The following is a 20003-nucleotide window of genomic DNA, read 5'->3' on the forward strand; positions in this document are numbered from 1 at the left end:
ATTAAAAACAAAAGTAACTAGTGAACTTGAAGTTACAGGTTAATTTAACAACCAGAACTTTTAAGGTATTTAATCGAAGTGTCAACTCAGCATTACATTAAAGCGTCAAGTTTATTACAGCCTCTTTCCTATCGGTAAATAGACTCGCACCACCAAGCCTCCCTCTTTATGGTTATAAAGCTCGATTTCTCCCTGATGCATATCAACAATTTTTTTAATTATCGCTAGGCCTAAACCTGACCCACTGCCTCCGCGAGCTTTATCGCCTTGAGTGAAAGGTTCAAACATCGACTGTACTTTTTCAGCCGGTATTCCTGGCCCGTGATCCCTCACTTGTATATACAATCGTTTATTTTTACGCTCAATACCACTGCTAATTTCTATAGCTCCTTCGCTATAACGCAAAGCATTTTCTAATAAATTATTTAATAGCCTTTTGATGGCGATACGTCGCAAATAAGCATCTGGTAAAAAGGTGGCTAAGTCTGTCCTGATATCACGCTGTTGCACTAGCTCTGCTTGAACCAGCTCCTGAATTAAACTATTTATATTTACTTTTTCTGTAGGCTCTTCTGTATGATGCCGTAAATAATCAATAAACTGATCAATAATGGCATTCATATCTTCAATATCATTAATAATGCCATCTCGCACCCAGCTATCTTGCTCTTGCATCATTTCTGAGGCTAAACGTATTCTTGTTAGCGGTGTACGTAAATCATGAGATACCCCCGCCATTAACAATGCACGGTCTTGTTCTAATTGCTGGATACCCCTAGCCATATAGTTAAAGGCTTTGGTTACCGCTATTATTTCTGTTGAGCCTTTTTGTTCTGCCAAAGGCTTAGGAAACTCTCCTCGGCCAACTTGTATTGCCGCTTGCTGTAAGCTTTTTAGCGGCCGGTTTAGTTGCCGCGCAAATAGCCAAGCTCCCCCCACACTTAAGACACCAATGAGCAGAAGATAAAAAGTCAGGGGCGAAAAATCTGTTTCATCTAAGCCAGTTAAAGGAACTTTTATCCAGTAACTTGGCGCATCAGTTAGCTTCACCCAAAAGGCATAAGCTCTACCTTGCCCTACTCTCACTTCAGCTGGGTGATCTAACTCTTTTGACATCAAATCAGAAAAATAAGCGTAATAACGCGCTTCGTTTAAGCCATATAATATCGCTGTTTCCTCAGTGAAAATTTCAATGCCTGTTACCTGTTGAGGTCTCGATTTTGTCGGCGCTGTTATTAGCTGCTGTGGATTATCTAGATCAACAAACACCCCCTTAATTTGTTTAGCAATTAAATGGGTGATCTGCTGAGTACTTGGCTTAATGACATAAACAGCAACAGATATATACGACACTAGCTGATTAATAAGCAGCAACATCGCAATTAAAAATACGGTTTGACCAAAGGCACTGCGTGGCACTAAACGCATTTAACTAACGCTACCGTCTGGTACAAAAACATAGCCTAAGCCCCAAACAGTTTGAATATATCTGGGGTTAGCAGCGTCATCTTCTAACATGCGCCGTAGGCGAGACACCTGAACATCAATACTGCGCTCCATTGCTGAATAATCGCGCCCTCTCGCTTGGTTCATCAGCTTATCACGCGATAATGGCTCACGAGGGTGGCTAACCAAGACCTTAAGCACAGCATATTCACCGCTGGTTAAAGCCAATAAGGTGTCACCTTTATACATCTCGCGAGTGGCTAAATTAAACTTAAATGGGCCAAATTCAACGATACTTTCTAATTGGCTAGGCGCGCCAGGAAGCTCTTTTACTTTACGCCGCATAACGGCACGAATTCGGGCCAATAATTCTCTTGGGTTAAAAGGTTTCGGTAAATAATCATCTGCGCCCATCTCTAAGCCTATTATCCTATCAACCTCATCACCTTTAGCTGTTAGCATAATAATTGGGATTTCATTTTCTTGCTGACGTAACCGACGGCAGATTGACAGTCCATCTTCACCAGGCAACATAAGATCTAATACAATTAGATGAAAATTTTCTCGCTCCATCACACGCTGCATTTGCTCATAATTGCCAACGCTGCGCACTATGTAACCCTGCTCAACTAAATAACGCTCTAATAAGGCGCGCAACCGTACATCGTCATCAACCACTAGCACTTTTGATGTTTCAGTTACTGTCATCACTTAATCCTCTACATTTTTGTCTTACTATAAACTAAAACAATCTATTAACGAGCCATAACAGCAGCTCATTTGTGTTACAAAGTTTGTCTAATCCAAGTTTAGCGCTTGAATTTTACTATTTTCAGCACCATTAGAATGCCTAACTAGCTTGCTAGACGTTATGGTAAAGCGAATTACCAATGAATTTCTGCATTGTTAAATGGCTTTTATTTAACTGAAAGTAGACAATTGCACTATCAGTTTATATTTATCGGCACTGTCTTTGTTGGCACTGCACTAGGAATCCTTTTATGTCTTTGATTGTTAATACCATTGCTAACGAAATCACAGCTAAAGCCGCACAAGTTGCTGCGGCTATACAGCTGCTTGATGATGGCGCTACCGTTCCTTTTATTGCTCGATACCGTAAAGAAGCTACTGGCGGCTTAGATGATACGCAGTTACGGCTTCTAGAACAGCGCTTAACCTATTTACGCGAACTAGAAGATCGTCGCCAAGTTATTATTCGTACCATTGACGAGCAAGGTAAATTAAGCCCAGAGCTAAAACAGCAATTAGAAGACGCAGATAATAAAACCCGTTTAGAAGACTTATATCTTCCTTATAAAGCTAAGCGCCGCACTAAAGGCCAAATGGCCATTGAGGCCGGTTTAGAGCCTTTAGCAAACCGCATTCAACAGCAGCCTGAGCTCAACCCAGAAACAGAAGCCCAAGCCTTTATTAATAGCGATGCTGGCTATGCCGATAGCAAAGCAGTATTAGAGGGCGTTAAATATATTTTAATGGAACGTTTTGCTGAAGACGCCAACCTATTAGCCCAACTTCGCCGTCATCTTGCCCAACATGGCCAACTTAAAAGTACTGTTGTCGCAGGTAAAGAACAAGAAGGTGCTAAGTTCCGTGATTACTTCGCTCACAGTGAAAGTTGGAAAAATGTGCCATCACATCGTGCTTTAGCCATGTTTAGAGGCCGCAACGAGGGCGTGTTAGCCTTACAGCTTATCCCCGATAGCAATGAAGAAACCGCGCATGCGGTGTGTCAGAAAATGGTAGCCGATCACTTTGATATTGCCGATAAAGGCCGTGCTAGTGACAGCTTTTTACTTACGGCAGTGCAATGGACTTGGAAGGTAAAACTGCATTTACATTTAGAAAACGATCTTCTTAGTGAGTTACGAGAAAAAGCTGAAATTGAAGCCATTAACGTTTTTGCCCGCAACTTAAAAGACTTATTAATGGCCGCCCCAGCAGGTATGCGTCGCACTTTAGCGCTAGATCCGGGTTTACGCACTGGCGTAAAAGTAACCGCCATTGATGAAACCGGCAAATTATTAGCGCATACGACTATTTTCCCTCATGCGCCACAGAACTTATGGGATAAGTCAGTACGAACTTTAAGTTTATTATGCCAACAACATAAAATTGCTCTAATTGCCATTGGTAATGGCACAGCGTCGCGCGAAACAGATAAATTAGCCGCAGATGTTATTAAAGCCCTACCAGAGCAAAACCTGCAAAAAATTATGGTGTCTGAAGCAGGCGCCTCAATTTATTCAGCCTCAGAATTTGCCGCAGCTGAATTTCCTAATTTAGATGTATCATTGCGTGGTGCGGTATCGATTGGCCGTCGCTTACAAGATCCTTTAGCTGAATTAGTTAAAATCGAGCCAAAAGCCATTGGCGTTGGTCAATACCAGCATGATGTTAACCAAAGCTTATTAACTCGCTCATTAGATGCCGTAGTTGAAGACTGCGTTAACGCCGTTGGTGTAGATTTAAATACCGCCTCTGCGGCTTTATTAACTAAAGTGGCCGGCTTAAATAAAACCTTAGCCCAAAATATTATTCAATTTAGAGATAGCAATGGCCGCTTTAATGAACGTAAACAACTATTGAAAGTGCCTCGTTTAGGGCCAAAAGCCTTTGAACAAGCGGCCGGTTTTTTACGGATAACTAATGGCGCTAATGCGTTAGATGCCTCCTCTGTGCATCCTGAAGCTTATCCATTGGTTGAAAAAATTCTTCAGGCCCAACAAAAAACAGTTGAACAAGTTATTGGCAACCGAGAGTTTTTAAATAGCATTAATGCTGCCGACTTTGCCGATGAGCATTTTGGTATCCCAACCATTAGCGATATTCTGAAAGAGTTAGAGAAACCAGGCCGAGATCCCCGCCCTGAGTTTAAAACGGCGAACTTTAAAGAGGGTGTTGAAACTTTAAAAGATTTAAAGCCCGGTATGCAATTAGAAGGTGTGGTAACAAATGTGACTAACTTTGGTGCCTTTGTCGATATTGGCGTCCACCAAGATGGTTTAGTGCATATTTCTTCACTCACCGATAAATTTGTTAGTGATCCACATGATGTTGTCAAAGCAGGTGACATAGTTAAAGTTAAAGTGCTTGATGTCGAAGTGGAACGCAAGCGCATTGCACTAACCATGCGCTTAGACGAGCAGCCTGTTGCCCAAGCGGCTAAGCCGGCACAAGCTTCAGCAAAACCACAACACAGAAAACCAGCATCAAGGCCACAGAAGCCACAAGATAACAATGCGGCTATGGGCAATGCTTTTGCAGAAGCCTTTGCTAAATTAAAGAAATAACCTGTTCGCCATTAGCCAGCAGCAGCGGGTTAATGGCGCGCTTATGTGTGAATAGCTAGAGAATCTTTACGCGGTTTGCGTCAGGCTATGCTGTTGATGTGGTGATGTTGCTTGTTGATAAAAGCCGGAAATAACTTCACGCCGTTTTTGTATGCCTTTATCTGCTGCAGCATGGCTTGCATTCTCAGCGGTAAGTTCAGCTCGGGCCTGCTGGGCTTGCTGTGCCGCTTTGGCGGCTATTGCTAAATCGGCAGAAGAAGGTTGAGCCGGAGCTAAGGCGGCAGCTTGCACTTGCTGCATTTTGGCAACAGTAGCCTTAGGATCATTGGCAACAGGGGCAATATCAATTTGCACTTCCCCACCTACAGCGTACCGCTTACCATCTGGCCCTTGCTCATAACTATAGCTAGGTGCTGCGGCATAGCTTCCACCAACACTAGCATGCGCTTGCTCATGCGTTTTAACCTCAAGGTCTCTCGCTTTTAACTTCTCAACTTGCTTTAACTCAGCAGCTTCAGCCTGCTTTTGTTTAGCTTCTGCTTGCTGATCTTGTTTTGCTTCTTGCTCAGAGTTTTGCTTTGAACGGGGATTAATAGCTTGATAAGTATCAGCACTATTATCTGTCGCATCAGAGCGACGCTGATCAGTACCCTTACTTGTTGATTTATCATCAGCCGTAACGGGCTTTTCTGCAGCCGATTTTTCCGTTGATTTTACTGGAGAAAATAAATCAAGCCGCGAGTTATCAACCCTAGCCTGTTCAGTAAGCGGGTTCGCCGTGTTAATGCTGACATTTGGATAGTGCGAGGTAATCATATTAAACCCGTATATCAATCACCGAACCAAGCATTTGATCGGCAGCTGTAATTGAACGCGCATTAGCCTGTGCCGCTAATTCGGCTTGTTTTAATTGCACTACACTTGTTGTTAACGAGCTAGATCCTGCTTGAGTAGAGTCAGGCTGATTAATAGCACGAGTGGCTGTCGTCGCGCTGTTAACAGCACTTTGATAACCTTGCACACCAGATATAAATGCAGACTTTACATCCATATTAACCACCTTAGAAGAATATATTTAGCTTAGTGTTTCAATGGTTAATTATTAACCATTTTCAACTGAAAAGCCAGTTGCTTTGTTAAACCGGTTGCAACGACGCCTTAAGCCAACGAATAAAAAGATCTGGATGTGAAATAAAAGGCGCATGTGAAGCCGCAGCTATCGTCGTAGCCTGTATAGTTGGTTTTAATTGCTGTAAAACAGGCAAAATTGCAATTGGCACCAAAGAGTCTAACCGACCAAAACAGCCAACTATAGGCATCTTTAATTGCTGCAGTCTCTGTCGTAAATCAGTAGTACTAAGTAAAGATAAAGCACCAGATACAGCAGCAGCCTCAGGCTCTGGGTACGCCAGAATAGCTTGTTTTAACGTTTTAATATCTGCTCTGGCGCTATCGCTACCCAAAGCTTGAATAGCCAAGAAACGCTCTATCGTTAAACTAAGATTTTTACTTAAAGCCTGAGCAAATTGTTGCATCACCTGCTCTGCCATACCGGGCCAATTAGCTTGAGCTAAAAAGCAAGGTGATGCGGCAATTAAGCCTAATTGTTTCACTTTATTAGGGTATTTATCTGCCAATGCCGTGGCTATTAAGCCACCTAACGACCAACCATAAACATAACTTTGATCTGGTATTTTACTGGCGAGTTGCTCTATAACTTGCTCTAGTTGGTAAGGCTGAGGAAACTGCCGTTCAGCACCAAAGCCTGGCAGATCTAGGGTAATTACATTTACCGTCTCAGCTAAAGCGCGCTTTGTACTTTGCCACACCGCTTGGTTAACGCCCCAGCCATGCAACAATACCAGCGTTGGTAATTTAGATGTGCTAGTCTTATTCATAGTTAATTTTTTGTTATAAGTTAAATGGTTAATTGATTAAGATAGCGCAGATAGTGATGACGTTACGTCATTACTGGCACCTTATTCTACCTTCGCCTTGTTTATGGTGCGCTTTGCCCGTGCAGTCAGCACAACATCAGCTATGCAACGATTGTCAGCAAGCCTTACCTAAGCTGCCTTTAACATTATGCCATTATAATCTGCTTAGCTTACCAGTAGTAAACAAAAGCCTTAAACAACCACTATTTCAGCAACTACTTGCCTTAGACTATTACGGCCAGCCTTACCAACACTGGATCCAACAATGGAAATTCTTTGCAAACCATGGCGCAGGTGAACTTTTACAACAACAATTTAGCCAATTACTCCAACAGTACCATCATCACGCAGATATGTTGCCTGATGCTATTCTATATGTGCCTATGCATCCAGCTAAACAACGTATTCGAGGCTTTAATCAAGCTGAAATTTTAGCAACAGTGGCAGCTAAGCAATTTAATATACCCTTACTGCATGTACTAGAGCGCCAACATAGAAATACAGCCCAAGTAGGCTTAAACCGCAAACAGCGGCAGCATAATTTAAAGCAAGCATTCTGCTTAAAAGCTGGTGCTACTTTACCTCCACATGTTGCATTAATTGATGACGTGGTTACAACAGGCGCAACAGCAAATGAAGTGTGTCGACTATTAAAACGTAACGGCGTCAGCCATATTAGCTTATGGACTTTAGCCGTTACGGTTTTAGATTAACAACTATTTTGCACTCGCATCTATACTGTGGCCAAGATAAAGCGCATTAATTAACAACCGGCTTGAACCAAAGAAATAGCCACGAAATACTGGGTTATCGGTCATTGCTATCACTTTACCCTTGCCGTAATTATGGGCAATAAGGGCTGCGCTTTGGCTTATTCTTGGAATGTATTCTGTTGCTGTAAAGCCGGCTAATTGCGGTGATGCACTATATAAAGCTACATTAACAAAATGCTGTTCACTGGGCTTTAATAGTAAAACACTATTTTTAAACACTGGCAGCTCTTTGCGAGTAAAGCCAAAAGCTAAAGGGTGACTTAAATCTAATTCCGCCTGATAAATAGCGCCAGCTAAACGCTGTTTACCCGCTAACTGCTCTTGATCAGCATAACTTAAGTTTTCTGCTGTAATTAGACTATACATCTCAGCAGCTGTCCAAGTTTCGGTTTTGATGATATTACGCTCAGCCAACCACATAGCTGCACGCTTATGCCCCCACAAGACACCACCTTGTTGCACCCATGCTTTTAGTTTAGTGACATCGGCATCTGACCATTGTGTGTAGCTACCATCAGGTAACACAATATGGCTATAGCGATTTAAGTCTATTGCTGAAAAGCGCTGCGGCTCTACAATACTAGGTGAAATGCCGCCTAAGCGTTCAATATTATACCAAGCTTCACCTGCTTCTGTTGAGCTGATGCCTGGGCCTGCAATTAGCAATACTTTAGGTAAAGTCACTGGCAGTAGATTACGACTACCTAAATCACTACCTTTACTGGTTAAGCCGGTAGTGATGGCATAAACTGGCAAATCAAATTGCTTTTGTACTTGCTGCAGTTTGGCAAACCATTCACCCTGCTGTAGGCCAGCAGGAATTAACATTGCCCCTTTGGCTAAATCAACCTTACCTTGTGCTGTTTGGGTAGATATATCATTCATAGCAACCCGAACTTGCAGCCCTTCGGCCAATAAGGCATGAAGCAATAAAGGCGCTTGCTGATCGTGCCAATTAAAACCATAGGCATAAGCACCTGAGGCTAAGGCTAAAGGCTCAGGTGACGCTTTTTGCCACTGCTTTGCTAATACATTTTCGCTAGGCTGGCTTTTAACTGGCTTAAACTGAATATTATAAGCATAAGGTAAGGTCCAAGCTGACACATCATAGAAAGTATTATCATTAAACAAGGTTTCGGTGCTAAACGCTGCTTTTATAAATTTATATTGCGCCTGTTCTAATGGCACATAATAGCTGGTATCAGCCGGGTATTTTTCGCCACTATTTTTCCAGTCTTTAGCCAGCGGATACACTTTAATTTGGTGGCGTTTAAGCGTATCTAGTAAAGCGGCCATTCTGGTTTTATCAGCCGGCTCCGTTAAAATATAACCACTTATTTTATCGTCTTTGGCTTGTTGCTTGGCATCTTTATAAAATTGATGTTGGTAATCTAATAATGCTTTACGCTGCTCAACCGCGCCGTCAATCATTGACAGTGAAGCGGTAAATTGATTTTGAATGGTATCAGGAAAGCTCAAATTACCATTGATACTTTCTTGCAAATGACCGCGACTGCTGGCTTGTTCAAATAAAATGCCAACGCTGCCTTGAACATCTGGGTAAGTAGACCCTTTGCCAACATAAAAATCATCAAAGGACTCCTGCGTATAGTACAACTTATTAGTCTGATCTAAAGCCGCTGCATGATAGGTCGCTAATGTTTTAGTCAGTTCAAAGTTACGCTCTGGTGTAAAAGGCGAATTACGACTAGGAATACCCGGTTGGAAAAAGAAGGTACTATCGGTCCCCATCTCATGATAATCACCCACAATATTAGGCAGCCACTTCTGGTATTGCGTTATGCGGGCTTGGCTCTCTGGATGTTGTAATAGCAACCAATCACGGTTTAAATCAAACCAATAGTGGTTAGGGCGTCCGTTGGGCCAAGGCTCGTTATGTTCACGATGTTGCCTATCTGCAACTGCTGTGGCACCTTTGTGCATATTGGCCCACAGAGCAAAACGGTCGTTACCATCAGGGTTTAAACTAGGCTGCACCAGTATTACGGCATTCTTTAGCCAGTTAATAACCTTTGGATCATCACTAGCAGCTAAATAATGCGCTAAAAGCAATGACGCGTTAGCTCCGCTGGGCTCATTACCATGGATACTATAACCAAGCCAAATGATCACCGGAGCATCAGCAGCGGGCTTAACGCCGCCTCGTGCTGCCCGAATATGTTGCTGGCGAATTTCATCTAAACGCTGTACGTTTTCTGGCGCAGATATAACGAGTTGCAGCAGGGGTCTTTTTTCATGACTATAGCCAATAGTCTCTAACTGCATTCGTGGCGACTTGTCAGCTAATTGGCTAAAGTAGTGCTGAATTTGATCATGACGCGCATGCCATTCACCTACAGTAAAACCTAACGCCTGTTTTGGACTAGGAACACTTGGTTTTTCGGCTGTTGGTGCATATTGTATCTGAGCAGTACTAAGGCAACTAAATAGCGCCAAGGTCAGTAAACTTACATATTTCATATTGTGATATCCTCTTAGCAGCCGCTAAGTTAGCCAGATCCGAAAGCAAAGTTCAAGCTGGGCTGGCATCCAATAAACAGGAGGAGTATCATAGTAATTAACCTAGTAATTTAGTCGGGTACTAAAATGATTTCTATTTCAGAACAAGCACAAGCACACTTTGCAAAACTATTATCTAACCAACCTGAAGGCACCTTAATTCGTGTCTTTGTTGTCAACCCAGGCACAGTGCAAGCTGAGTGTGGCGTTTCTTATTGTCCACCCGATGCGGTTGAAGAAACCGACTTACGCTTTAATTTCACCGGCTTCGATGCTGTAGTTGATGCTGAGAGTAAACCCTTTTTAGTCGATGCTGAAATTGATTTTGTCACTGATCAGATGGGTTCACAGCTAACATTAAAAGCGCCGAACGCCAAAGTACGTAAGGTGAGTGACGACGCGCCATTACTTGAACGCGTGCAATATGTGATTGATGCCGAGATTAACCCACAACTAGCGAATCACGGTGGCCGTGTTGCCGTTATTGAGCTAACAGAAGCCGGTGTAGCCGTATTAGAGTTTGGCGGTGGTTGTAATGGTTGCGCTCAAGTTGATCTGACCTTAAAAGAAGGCATCGAGAAAGAGTTATTAAACCGTTTTAACGGTGAGCTAACCGGAGTGCGTGATATTACAGAGCACCAAGCTGGCGAACACTCTTACTATTAATAGCATCTTCAAGCTAGGGTATTAAACATTACCTAAAGCGAGACCCTAGCTGTGATATAACAGCAACCTTTATTATTTCAGCTAGGGGATTTTATGCTGCGGTTATTAACTTTATTTTTTGGCCTGTTTTATTTAACATTACAGCCTGCTCAGGCTGCGGTCATTCTTATTTATCACCATGTTGCTGATGATACCCCTAGAGTAACAAGCGTCACAGCAGATGAATTTCGAAGCCACTTACAGTATTTAAAAGATCATAACTTTAACGTTATTGGCCTTGATGTCTTAATTAATCAACTTAAAACCAACCAGCCTATTGCTGATAATAGTGTTGTTATCACTTTTGATGATAGTTACGAAAATAACTTCACCACTGCAAGGCCTATTTTACAACAGTTTGGTTATCCCTATACCCTATTTATTAGCCCTGGCAGCATTGATAAGCAAGACGGCCCTTTATTAAGCTGGCAACAAGTTAAGCAAATGTCTGATGAAGGTGTTTTAATCGCTAACCATGCTATGTGGCATGAGCATATGGCCGCTCCAGAAGCAGGGGAAACCACACAAGCTTGGCAAGCGCGCATGCAGCAAAGCATTTTGCAGGCAGAAGAGAAAATTAAACAGCACACCGGACAATCCCATAAATGGTTAGCTTACCCTTATGGGGAATATAGCCTAGCCCTTGAACAACTAGTATCTGAGCTGGGATTCATCGGCATTGGCCAACATTCAGGCGCTGTAGGTAATAGCACTTCTTTAACTCATATCCCCAGGTTCCCAGCTGCCGGCCAATATGCAGATTTAACTCAACTTAGTCAGAAGTTTCGCAGTTTAGCTTTTACTATTACTAATGAGCAGCAAACAGACTCTTTAATACAAAAAACAAACCCACCCACATTAGGCTTAACCTTAAAGGTAGACGACTTTCAGCCTAGTCAATTACAGTGCTATGCCTCAGGTCAGGTTTTAACACCTAACTGGATAACTAAAAACAGTTTTAGCGTGCAAGCTAGCAAGCCTTTAGCTAAAGGTCGTAGTCGCTATAACTGTACTGCCCCCTCACTTAGCAAGAAAGGCTATTACTATTGGTACTCACAACCTTGGCTTAGGCTTGATTAAGCTTTTGTAAAACCAACGGGAAATCAGTTAACAACTGTTCAGCACTCACTACAGGTAGCTCGCCTACTTGTAGTGGCGGTTTGAACATTGCCACTAATTGGCCTTGTGGATTAATTAATACAATAGAAGCACTATGATCCACTAAATAATTCGGCTCAGTTGTGCTGCTAATGGCATACATTAAGCCAAGCTGACGCACAAAAGGAAATAACTGATCATGGCCTGCTGTCATTCCTAGCACAGCCGGCTGTGAGAAATAGTTCACATAATTATTTAACTGTTGCACCGTATCTCGATTAGGATCAACCGAAATAAACCATACCTTTAACGGCTCCTCTACCATAGTTGCCAGTTCCGGCTGAACTCCAGCTAATTTAGCTAAGGTTAATGGGCAAATATCTGGGCAATATGTATAACCAACAAACGCTAGAGTCCATTGACCATATAACCGCTCTCTGTCGACCTTCTCACCAAATTGATCCGTTAAGTTAAAGTCACTTAAGGTTCTAGGCTGTGGAAAAACTAAAGCATTCTGCGGCTCTGCACTAGACTGCTGCATTTGATAAAACATAACGCCCGCAGCGACAGCCGCCAAAGCAAGGATAACAACAATAAAATTACGTAACATAGAAGGGGGATACCTTTATATAATGATCAACTAACAGTAAAAGAAACAACGTCATCAAGTGCACTATAGAAAACTTAAATGTTTTCATGGCTAAATCTGTTTTTTCATCCGCAAGCTTTAATCGCCACGCGTACTGCATAAAGCGCAGGTTTAAAATAACACTGCCTATTAAATAAATCGCACCGCTCATCCCTACTAAATAAGGCATTAAACATACTATAAAAAGAAGCACTGTATATAAACAAATAATACTTTTAGTAAACTCAATACCATGTGTTACTGGCAGCATGGGCATATTTACCTTAGCGTAATCAGCTTTGCGATGAATAGCGAGCGCCCAAAAGTGTGGCGGTGTCCAAGCAAAAATTATCATTACCAACAATAATGCATGGCCGTGTACTTCACCGGCAACCGCCGTCCAACCAAGTAGCGGTGGCATGGCACCGGCTAAACCACCGATCACAATATTTTGTGGTGTGGCGCGTTTTAAAAATTGCGTGTATACCACCGCATAGCCAAATAAACTTGCCAAGGTTAACCAAGCGGTTAACGCATTAACAGCAAAATATAATAGCAAAAAACCTAGTATCGCTAAGCTAGTAGCAAACACACTGGCTTGTTTACTACTTATACGCCCCTTTGCAATGGGCCTACTATAGGTTCGCGCCATTTGAGCATCAATTCGACGGTCGACCACATGGTTCATTGCTGCTGCAGCAGCAGATAGCAAACCAATACCTAGTGTCGCCACTATTACCGTCACCATATTTGGTAACCCAGGCACCGCAAGCATCATACCTACCCAGGCGGTTAACACTAATAAAGCCACTACTTTGGGTTTAGTTAGTTCTAAATAATCTTTGCAGACAGCGGTAAAATCAACGGGTTTACTTATACTCAGCATGCGGACTCCTTGCCGACACTTTACTCGGCACTTGTACCAACAATAACACTAACACCATCAATAAATTAGCTGCCACAACATTGTGGGCAACCGCATTTACTAAAGGTAAGTGCAGCACAACATTCATTACACCTAAGCAAAATTGGCCTATGAGTAAGGCAATAGCAATTAGGGTAAGCTTGCGAATTCTGGGTTGTATAGCTCGGCGCCATAATTGCCATAAATACAGTGCCACCACACTAAAGGTGACTATAGCTCCAAAGCGATGTAATACATGCACAGTTTGCCTCGCCTCTGCCGACATAACGCCATATTCATAATCGTCGTGGCCTAGATGCAAATCAAAGGCAGCAATTAAATCCATACGTTGCCACCAACCAGCTTCGCATACAGGCAATTCTATACAGGCTAAAGCCGCATAATTAGCAGCAGTCCAACCGCCTAGCGCTATTTGAGTTATCACAACAATAACCGCTAAATAGGCTAAAGGTTTTAGGCCTACTAATTCAGATTGCGCGGGTAATTTAGGCTGTAACTGCAGCCAATAAACAGCGGATAAACTTAATAGTGCAAAGCCACCTAACAGATGCCCCATAACCACTAGCGGCATTAAATTAAGGGTTACCGTCCACATGCCTAAGGCTGCTTGAAAAACAACTAATAACAATAATGCACTAGGAATAAGCTTCGGCTTCGCGGCTCGCCACCAGCTAGTAACAAAAATCAAGGCAATCAATACGCCTAAACTGCCGGCAAAATAGCGATGAATCATTTCGTTCCAAGCTTTTTCCGCATGTACAGGTCGATCAGGGAAGGCTTGCATCGCTTGCGCTATATGATGATCTTGCTGTGGCACTTTTAAAAAACCGTAACAACCTGGCCAGTCAGGGCAACCTAAACCGGCATCAGTAAGTCGAGTATAAGCACCTAAGGTTATGACGCACAATGTTAGAATAATGGCAAAGCTAGCCAACCAGCGTTGTCTTGTCATACTTCTGTCCTATCGTAATTGAGCAGCTTTAATAAATCTTGGCGTAACGCTTTTGCCGTTAACACCATTTCATCTTCTGTGTTAGGCATCGGGTAACGCAATAAAGCTAAGCCTTGATAATCTACCAGCACAATATGATTCGCTAATTCGGCATTGAGTTGCTGCTTAGCTGTATGCTGGTTAAAGCTGCTAGGTAAGGTTGTCATTGGTTCTGTAGTCACTAGCACCGGTTGAACTTGCTGCTGTTTGCGGCCTAAACCAATAAATAATTGCTGAACGGTATAAACCGCATTTTGGCATAGTTGCTCACATTCCTTGGCTGGCAACACAGTTATACGCCAATGCGCTTGCTCAGCTGTCGGCTCTAATACAAACACTTCTTCGGTTTGCCAATGGCCTTTACTGGTAACTCCACTTTCAAACCAACCCATTCTCAATACTAGGTAGGCTAAAATTAATGGTACGGCGCAACATAATATAAATAGCAGTAAGAATTTATTTTTAGCCATAAACGACCTTTCCTTGATGACTCGCTGCTAATGCCACCCCTAGCACGACAATAGCTAACAATAACCACTGCAAGGCGTAGGCTTGATGTTTTTCAGGAGGCATGACAACAGCTTGATAATGGTGAATAAAACCTGTTTGTTGTTGCTGATATAACAATGCAGGATAAATAGGCTGGGCAATCTGCTCGGCTATCGCAGTAAAGTTAACTTGCTGGATCCGCATTGGCCAGTGCTCCGAACTTTCTATGTTTTGGCCTAATAACAGCATGCCGGCAACATCAGTATGCAAAACGCCTTGCAGTGTTAATTGCGCAGGGATCTCAACAGCAGGTAATTTATCTCGAGAATCAGTGCCGGCAATCCAACCTAGATTAACCAGTAATAGCTTATTTGTTGTAGCAAGCTTAGCGGCCACAATCACATCATAGCCAACTTTTCCTTTAACAATTTGATTATCTAACAACCAAATATAAGGAGCTTGCCAGCTTGCGGATGTAGCTAACTGCAAACCATCTAACTCAACACTGTGGTTATCACTGACTAGGTTTTCTAGCGCAGCAGCGGTTAATACACTTTGCTCTGCCTGTAGTGCTAACTGATTAAGCTGTACAGTTTTTTGCTCTGCTCGTTGTAACTGCCACCAAGATAGGTTGATTAAAATAACAAAAGCAGCCACAGTTAAACACAACCACGTTACGCGTACGGCAAAAACATGATTTGCCACTTTAATCCGCATATGTCTGACCTAATAGAGCACTATTTATGTTAATTAAACTTATTATCATTGCACTACTACTCTTTATTATTTTTAATTTATTTCGTGCTGGGATCTTAATGCTGCGCCCATCACAATCGGGCGTCAGCATGTCGCGCTTTTTAGGGCGACGCTTAATTATTTCGGTCTTACTTTTATTACTAATTTTTTGTGCCATTGCGTTTGGCTTAATTCAGCCAAACGCGACTCCGTCTTAACCGGGTTACAAAACATAGACGAACACGTATAGACACAGCCAGACCACATCGACAAAGTGCCAATACCAAGCCGCCGCCTGAAAACCAAAATGATTTTCAGGCGTAAAATGCCCCTTTAATACCCGTAAAAAGATAAAGAATAAGATGATGGCACCTAAGGTGACATGCACACCGTGAAAACCGGTTAACATAAAAAAGGTGCTGCCATAAAAACCTGAAGCCATAGTTAAGCCTAAGTCACGATAAGCATGCACATACTCATACACCTGCAGGCATAAAAAGCTTGCGCCAAGCACTAAGGTAAAAAACAGCATTAACTTTAACTGACCGCGTTTACTTTTTTCCAGCGCAGTATGGGCAAAGTGTAAAGTGACAGAAGAAATGAGTAACAAGGCAGTATTAATCATGGGTAAGCCAGTTGCTGGCATTGCTTGAGTTTCTGTGCCACCAGGGGTTTTAAGTAGCGGCCAACTTGCTTGAAACTCTGGCCATAACAGGGCAAAGGTGCTGGCATTATTGCTACCGCCACTAAGCCAATCTAAGGCGATAATCCGGCCATAGAATAAGGCGCCAAAAAAAGCCATAAAAAACATCACTTCAGACATGATAAACCAGCTCATACCTAAGCGAAATGAACGTGACATCTGATTGCTATATAAGCCACTCATCGACTCATCAATCACGTTTCTAAACCAGCCAAACAACATAATAATAAGCGTGGCTATACCGGCAAACAATAAGTAGCCGCCAAAACCGGTTCGCTGATAATTAATATCGTTAATATAATGGCCAGCACCAAAAGCAATTAAAAATAACGCAACCGCACCTACAATAGGCCAAGGGCTTTGCGTGGGAACATAATATTTCTCGTAACTGTTACTCATGTTATTCCCCAATTTTTGTCGGCATGCTGGCAATTTCTTGCATATTCGCTGTAACGTCATACAAAGTATAAGACAGCGTTATTGTAGAAAACCGCTTTGGTAATGCCGGATCAACATAGAACTGTAAAGGCATCAACATGTCTTTGCCACCAGCTAGTTGTTGCTGGCTAAAACAAAAACACTCTATTTTGTGAAAAAATAATGCTGCTTGCCCAGGGGCGACTGAAGGTACGGCTTGGCCAATAATTAAGCGCTGAGTTGGGTTAGTTGCTAGATAATTCACTCGATGCACTTCACCTGGATGCACCTTTATTCGACGCGTTTCAGGCTTAAATAACCAAGGCATATCTTTATTAGGCCGTGCAATAAACTCAATAATAACTTCACGGCTGGTATCTATAACAGCCGCATCAGTTGACGCCGCTGTTGTTGCCGTTTTGCCATTTATACCCGTAAGATCACAGAACACGTCATATAACGGGACTAATGCAAAGCCAAAGCCAAACATGGCCAAGCATATCACCACTAGTTTTCGAGTTAATATCTTATGCACAGGCTTTATCATGTCGCTACTTCACCTCTGGTGGCGTGGTAAAGGTATGATAAGGTGCAGGTGAAGCTACTTCCCACTCAAGCCCTTTTGCTCCTTCCCAAACTTGTGCCGTAGCTTTAGTTCCGCCTCTGGCGCACTTAACAACAACCCAAACAAATAGCAGTTGTGATAAGCCAAACAAGAAGCCACCCACGCTGATTAAGGCATTGAAATCTGCAAATTGCAGCGCGTAATCAGGAATACGTCTTGGCATACCGGCTAAACCAACAAAGTGCATTGGAAAAAACAGCAGGTTGACCGATATTAGCGAACACCAAAAATGCCATTGCGCCAGCTTTTCGTCATACATAAACCCTGTCCACTTTGGTAGCCAGTAATAGGCAGCAGCCATAATTGAAAATACCGCGCCAGTGACTAGCACATAATGAAAATGGGCCACCACAAAATAGGTGTCATGATATTGGAAGTCTGCTGGCGTTATCGCTAGCATTAACCCTGAAAACCCACCTATGGTAAACAAGACAATAAATGCAATAGCGAACATCATAGGCGCTTCAAAGGTCATGGCTCCGCGCCACATGGTCGCAACCCAGTTAAATACTTTTACACCAGTGGGGACAGAAATAAGCATAGTGCAGTACATAAAAAACAGTTCAGCAAACACGGGCATACCGGTGGTAAACATATGATGCGCCCAAACTAAGAACGACAGCAAGGCGATACTACCAGTTGCGTAAACCATAGAGGCATAGCCAAATAATGGTTTTCGCGAAAAGGTCGGCACTATGCTCGAGATAATACCAAAGGCAGGTAAAATCATGATATAGACTTCAGGGTGACCAAAGAACCAGAAAATATGCTGGAACAAGACGGGATCCCCGCCTCCTGCTGCATCAAAGAAGCTAGTAGCAAAATACTTATCGGTTAATACCATAGTGACAGCACCAGCAAGTACCGGCATCACCATAATTAATAGGAATGCTGTCACTAACCAGGTCCAAACAAACAACGGCATTTTCATCCATGTCATTGTCGGTGCTCTCATATTGAAGATGGTTACAATCACATTGATCGCACCCATAATTGATGAGATCCCCATAATATGGACAGAAAACACAAATAAAGCAGTGCTATCACTACTGTATGTTGTTGATAGTGGCGCATAGAAGGTCCAACCAAAAGACGGACCGCCACCTGGCATAAACAGTGACATAAGTAAAATTAAAAACGCAAAAGGCAGGATCCAAAAACTCCAGTTATTCATCCGCGGTAACGCCATATCAGGCGCACCAATCATCATCGGAATCATCCAGTTTGCCAAACCGGTAAATGCAGGCATAACAGCACCAAACACCATAATTAGGCCGTGTACTGTAGTCATTTGATTGAAAAAATGTGGTTCAACAAATTGCAAACCTGGCTGGAACAACTCTGCGCGGATCACCATCGCCATAGTGCCACCAATAAAGAACATCACTAAGGCAAAAATTAAGTATAAGCTGCCGATATCTTTATGGTTCGTTGTGTAAAGCCACCGCTTTATGCCTTTAGGTTTATGATCATGATGCTCGTCAACCACGGCAGACTCTGTTATTGCGCTCATCTACTCATCCCCTTTGCCATTTAAGACTGCATGTACATCTGCAGCTTGTACTAAGTCACCCGTATTATTACCCCACGCATTTCGCTCATAGGTAATTACCGCAGCAATTTCTTTTAAGCTTAACTGCTTAGCAAACGCCTGCATTGCTGTGCCACTACTACCATGCAGTACCATATTAATATGAGCTGCTTTATCTTTTAGTACCATTGCACTGCCTTTTAATGCAGGGAACACACCTGGCAAACCTTCACCTGATGTTTGATGGCAAACAGAGCAATGACCATTATAAGTCCGCTCGCCAACAGTCATTAATTCATCTTTTGACATATTCATTGCTAATAAAGCCTGCTCTTCAGCTCTGGCATCAGCATTACGCTTCTCTTCTTGTGCCACCCAAGCGGCAAAATCTTCAGGTGTTTTAGCTATAACCACAATAGGCATAAAACCATGATCTTTACCGCAAAGCTCAGCACATTGGCCACGATAGATACCGGGCTCTTCAACCCGAGTCCAAGTTTCATTGATAAAACCAGGGTTAGCGTCTTTTTTAATAGCAAAAGCAGGCATCCACCAAGAATGAATAACATCATCAGAAGTCATTAAAAAACGGACTTTTTTATTAGTAGGAATAACTAACGGTCTGTCGACCTCGAGTAAGTAATTTTGCTCTTTATTAAAGCGATTATTAATTTGCTCTTTGGGCGTAGCAAGTAACGAGTAGTAAGCAACATCATGATCTAAAAACTGATAGTGCCATTTCCACTGCGAACCCGTTATTAACACGGTGATATCCGCCTCAGTGGTATCTTCCATAGCAATAAGTGTCTTAGTGGCAGGGATTGCCATTAGAATTAAAATAACAACCGGTATTGCGGTCCAAATTATTTCAACTTTGGTGCTTTCATGAAATTGTGCTGGTGTTACGCCGCGCGATTTTCGGTGCCGAAAAATAGACCAAAACATCAAGCTAAACACAACCACGCCAATACCACAACAAATCCAAAATATCGTCATATGCAGGTTATAAACCTGCTGACTAATATCAGACACACCCTGAGTCATATTTAAGGGCATTGTTGTAGCATTAACTGACGCTGTGCATAGCAAAGCTGGCAGCGACCAACGAAGCCTACTCGGTTTCGTCACTGGACTTCTCCTCTGTCATTTTGCAAAGCAAACTGCAGAAA

20 protein-coding genes are annotated in these 20003 nt (G+C 42.6%); 5 read left to right on the forward strand and 15 right to left on the reverse strand.

The window, feature by feature from the left end:
* Nucleotides 1-114: 114 nt before the first annotated feature.
* Both envZ and ompR read right to left on the reverse strand, forming a co-directional pair.
* Nucleotides 115-1428 (reverse strand): two-component system sensor histidine kinase EnvZ, encoded by a 1314-nt coding sequence (gene envZ, locus ACRCA4_RS11650; protein ID WP_433188638.1) that lies wholly within the window; start codon nucleotides 1426-1428, stop codon nucleotides 115-117.
* Entirely contained in the window at nucleotides 1429-2154 is a 726-nt protein-coding gene (gene ompR, locus ACRCA4_RS11655) for an osmolarity response regulator transcription factor OmpR (protein ID WP_313907909.1), read from the reverse strand.
* A 293-nt stretch (nucleotides 2155-2447) separates the two neighbouring features.
* Between ompR and ACRCA4_RS11660 the strand changes: the two genes are divergently transcribed.
* Nucleotides 2448-4757, forward strand: coding sequence for a Tex family protein (locus ACRCA4_RS11660; protein ID WP_433188643.1), 2310 nt, complete (start codon nucleotides 2448-2450; stop codon nucleotides 4755-4757).
* Between the two features lie 66 nt (nucleotides 4758-4823).
* On the opposite strand, the gene ACRCA4_RS11665 is transcribed toward ACRCA4_RS11660, so the two are convergent.
* From ACRCA4_RS11665 to bioH, 3 genes are all read right to left on the reverse strand, one after another.
* Nucleotides 4824-5573 (reverse strand): putative metalloprotease CJM1_0395 family protein, encoded by a 750-nt coding sequence (locus tag ACRCA4_RS11665; protein WP_433188646.1) that lies wholly within the window; start codon nucleotides 5571-5573, stop codon nucleotides 4824-4826.
* 1 nt (nucleotide 5574) lies between these two features.
* A complete protein-coding gene (locus ACRCA4_RS11670; protein ID WP_433188649.1) occupies nucleotides 5575-5808 on the reverse strand; it encodes a hypothetical protein in 234 nt (77 codons plus the stop codon).
* 85 nt (nucleotides 5809-5893) lie between these two features.
* A complete protein-coding gene (bioH, locus tag ACRCA4_RS11675; RefSeq protein WP_433188652.1) occupies nucleotides 5894-6655 on the reverse strand; it encodes a pimeloyl-ACP methyl ester esterase BioH in 762 nt (253 codons plus the stop codon).
* Between the two features lie 56 nt (nucleotides 6656-6711).
* Between bioH and ACRCA4_RS11680 the strand changes: the two genes are divergently transcribed.
* Nucleotides 6712-7407 carry a ComF family protein gene (locus ACRCA4_RS11680; RefSeq protein WP_433188655.1) on the forward strand — a complete coding sequence of 232 codons (696 nt, stop codon included), beginning with the start codon at nucleotides 6712-6714 and terminating at the stop codon, nucleotides 7405-7407.
* A 3-nt stretch (nucleotides 7408-7410) separates the two neighbouring features.
* Here the strand turns inward: ACRCA4_RS11680 and ACRCA4_RS11685 are convergent, their stop codons facing one another.
* Nucleotides 7411-9948, reverse strand: coding sequence for a M14 family metallopeptidase (locus ACRCA4_RS11685; protein ID WP_433188658.1), 2538 nt, complete (start codon nucleotides 9946-9948; stop codon nucleotides 7411-7413).
* Between the two features lie 126 nt (nucleotides 9949-10074).
* Here ACRCA4_RS11685 and nfuA point away from each other — a divergent pair, with 126 nt between their 5' ends.
* Both nfuA and ACRCA4_RS11695 read left to right on the forward strand, forming a co-directional pair.
* Complete coding sequence (gene nfuA, locus ACRCA4_RS11690) at nucleotides 10075-10653, forward strand: Fe-S biogenesis protein NfuA (protein WP_433188660.1); 579 nt, start codon at nucleotides 10075-10077, stop codon at nucleotides 10651-10653.
* Nucleotides 10654-10746: 93 nt separating this feature from the next.
* Nucleotides 10747-11772, forward strand: a complete 1026-nt coding sequence (locus ACRCA4_RS11695) for a polysaccharide deacetylase family protein (RefSeq protein ID WP_433188663.1) — start codon at nucleotides 10747-10749, stop codon at nucleotides 11770-11772.
* Here the strand turns inward: ACRCA4_RS11695 and ACRCA4_RS11700 are convergent.
* Genes ACRCA4_RS11700 through ACRCA4_RS11720 form a run of 5 tightly spaced genes read right to left on the reverse strand, consistent with a single transcriptional unit; the run spans nucleotide 11759 to nucleotide 15540 of the window.
* Nucleotides 11759-12400, reverse strand: a complete 642-nt coding sequence (locus ACRCA4_RS11700; RefSeq protein WP_433188666.1) for an SCO family protein — start codon at nucleotides 12398-12400, stop codon at nucleotides 11759-11761. The genes ACRCA4_RS11695 and ACRCA4_RS11700 overlap by 14 nt on opposite strands.
* Nucleotides 12390-13304 (reverse strand): heme o synthase, encoded by a 915-nt coding sequence (gene cyoE, locus ACRCA4_RS11705; RefSeq protein WP_433188669.1) that lies wholly within the window; start codon nucleotides 13302-13304, stop codon nucleotides 12390-12392. The genes ACRCA4_RS11700 and cyoE overlap by 11 nt, the downstream gene beginning before the upstream one ends.
* Nucleotides 13288-14295, reverse strand: coding sequence for a COX15/CtaA family protein (locus ACRCA4_RS11710; RefSeq protein WP_433188672.1), 1008 nt, complete (start codon nucleotides 14293-14295; stop codon nucleotides 13288-13290). The genes cyoE and ACRCA4_RS11710 overlap by 17 nt, the downstream gene beginning before the upstream one ends.
* Nucleotides 14292-14804 (reverse strand): hypothetical protein, encoded by a 513-nt coding sequence (locus tag ACRCA4_RS11715; protein ID WP_433188675.1) that lies wholly within the window; start codon nucleotides 14802-14804, stop codon nucleotides 14292-14294. The genes ACRCA4_RS11710 and ACRCA4_RS11715 overlap by 4 nt, the downstream gene beginning before the upstream one ends.
* On the reverse strand, nucleotides 14797-15540 hold the full coding sequence (locus ACRCA4_RS11720) for an SURF1 family protein (RefSeq protein ID WP_433188678.1): 744 nt from the start codon (nucleotides 15538-15540) through the stop codon (nucleotides 14797-14799). Before ACRCA4_RS11720 ends, ACRCA4_RS11715 begins: the two co-directional genes overlap by 8 nt.
* 26 nt (nucleotides 15541-15566) lie before the next feature.
* Here ACRCA4_RS11720 and ACRCA4_RS11725 point away from each other — a divergent pair, with 26 nt between their 5' ends.
* Complete coding sequence (locus ACRCA4_RS11725) at nucleotides 15567-15776, forward strand: DUF2909 family protein (protein ID WP_433188681.1); 210 nt, start codon at nucleotides 15567-15569, stop codon at nucleotides 15774-15776.
* 5 nt (nucleotides 15777-15781) lie between these two features.
* Here the strand turns inward: ACRCA4_RS11725 and ACRCA4_RS11730 are convergent, their stop codons facing one another.
* The 4 genes from ACRCA4_RS11730 to coxB are packed head-to-tail and all read right to left on the reverse strand — an operon-like array spanning nucleotide 15782 to nucleotide 19962.
* On the reverse strand, nucleotides 15782-16660 hold the full coding sequence (locus ACRCA4_RS11730) for a cytochrome c oxidase subunit 3 (RefSeq protein ID WP_433188684.1): 879 nt from the start codon (nucleotides 16658-16660) through the stop codon (nucleotides 15782-15784).
* A 1-nt stretch (nucleotide 16661) separates the two neighbouring features.
* Nucleotides 16662-17225 carry a cytochrome c oxidase assembly protein gene (locus ACRCA4_RS11735; RefSeq protein WP_433188687.1) on the reverse strand — a complete coding sequence of 188 codons (564 nt, stop codon included), beginning with the start codon at nucleotides 17223-17225 and terminating at the stop codon, nucleotides 16662-16664.
* Between the two features lie 4 nt (nucleotides 17226-17229).
* Nucleotides 17230-18816 carry a cytochrome c oxidase subunit I gene (gene ctaD, locus ACRCA4_RS11740; protein WP_433188690.1) on the reverse strand — a complete coding sequence of 529 codons (1587 nt, stop codon included), beginning with the start codon at nucleotides 18814-18816 and terminating at the stop codon, nucleotides 17230-17232.
* Nucleotides 18817-19962, reverse strand: coding sequence for a cytochrome c oxidase subunit II (gene coxB / locus ACRCA4_RS11745; RefSeq protein ID WP_433188692.1), 1146 nt, complete (start codon nucleotides 19960-19962; stop codon nucleotides 18817-18819).
* Between the last annotated feature and the right edge of the window lie 41 nt (nucleotides 19963-20003).

It is taken from the genome of Rheinheimera sp. WS51 (assembly GCF_050936095.1).
Lineage (GTDB): Bacteria > Pseudomonadota > Gammaproteobacteria > Enterobacterales > Alteromonadaceae > Alishewanella.

Excerpts from the sequence above, each read along its gene's own strand:
- envZ (WP_433188638.1), bottom strand. The coding sequence starts at position 1,428 with ATGCGTTTAGTGCCACGCAGTGCCTTTGGTCAAACCGTATTTTTAATT.
- ompR (WP_313907909.1), bottom strand. The coding sequence starts at position 2,154 with ATGACAGTAACTGAAACATCAAAAGTGCTAGTGGTTGATGACGATGTA.
- ACRCA4_RS11660 (WP_433188643.1), top strand. The coding sequence starts at position 2,448 with ATGTCTTTGATTGTTAATACCATTGCTAACGAAATCACAGCTAAAGCC.
- ACRCA4_RS11665 (WP_433188646.1), bottom strand. The coding sequence starts at position 5,573 with ATGATTACCTCGCACTATCCAAATGTCAGCATTAACACGGCGAACCCG.
- ACRCA4_RS11670 (WP_433188649.1), bottom strand. The coding sequence starts at position 5,808 with ATGGATGTAAAGTCTGCATTTATATCTGGTGTGCAAGGTTATCAAAGT.
- bioH (WP_433188652.1), bottom strand. The coding sequence starts at position 6,655 with ATGAATAAGACTAGCACATCTAAATTACCAACGCTGGTATTGTTGCAT.
- ACRCA4_RS11680 (WP_433188655.1), top strand. The coding sequence starts at position 6,712 with ATGACGTTACGTCATTACTGGCACCTTATTCTACCTTCGCCTTGTTTA.
- ACRCA4_RS11685 (WP_433188658.1), bottom strand. The coding sequence starts at position 9,948 with ATGAAATATGTAAGTTTACTGACCTTGGCGCTATTTAGTTGCCTTAGT.
- nfuA (WP_433188660.1), top strand. The coding sequence starts at position 10,075 with ATGATTTCTATTTCAGAACAAGCACAAGCACACTTTGCAAAACTATTA.
- ACRCA4_RS11695 (WP_433188663.1), top strand. The coding sequence starts at position 10,747 with ATGCTGCGGTTATTAACTTTATTTTTTGGCCTGTTTTATTTAACATTA.
- ACRCA4_RS11700 (WP_433188666.1), bottom strand. The coding sequence starts at position 12,400 with ATGTTACGTAATTTTATTGTTGTTATCCTTGCTTTGGCGGCTGTCGCT.
- cyoE (WP_433188669.1), bottom strand. The coding sequence starts at position 13,304 with ATGCTGAGTATAAGTAAACCCGTTGATTTTACCGCTGTCTGCAAAGAT.
- ACRCA4_RS11710 (WP_433188672.1), bottom strand. The coding sequence starts at position 14,295 with ATGACAAGACAACGCTGGTTGGCTAGCTTTGCCATTATTCTAACATTG.
- ACRCA4_RS11715 (WP_433188675.1), bottom strand. The coding sequence starts at position 14,804 with ATGGCTAAAAATAAATTCTTACTGCTATTTATATTATGTTGCGCCGTA.
- ACRCA4_RS11720 (WP_433188678.1), bottom strand. The coding sequence starts at position 15,540 with ATGCGGATTAAAGTGGCAAATCATGTTTTTGCCGTACGCGTAACGTGG.
- ACRCA4_RS11725 (WP_433188681.1), top strand. The coding sequence starts at position 15,567 with ATGTTAATTAAACTTATTATCATTGCACTACTACTCTTTATTATTTTT.
- ACRCA4_RS11730 (WP_433188684.1), bottom strand. The coding sequence starts at position 16,660 with ATGAGTAACAGTTACGAGAAATATTATGTTCCCACGCAAAGCCCTTGG.
- ACRCA4_RS11735 (WP_433188687.1), bottom strand. The coding sequence starts at position 17,225 with ATGATAAAGCCTGTGCATAAGATATTAACTCGAAAACTAGTGGTGATA.
- ctaD (WP_433188690.1), bottom strand. The coding sequence starts at position 18,816 with ATGAGCGCAATAACAGAGTCTGCCGTGGTTGACGAGCATCATGATCAT.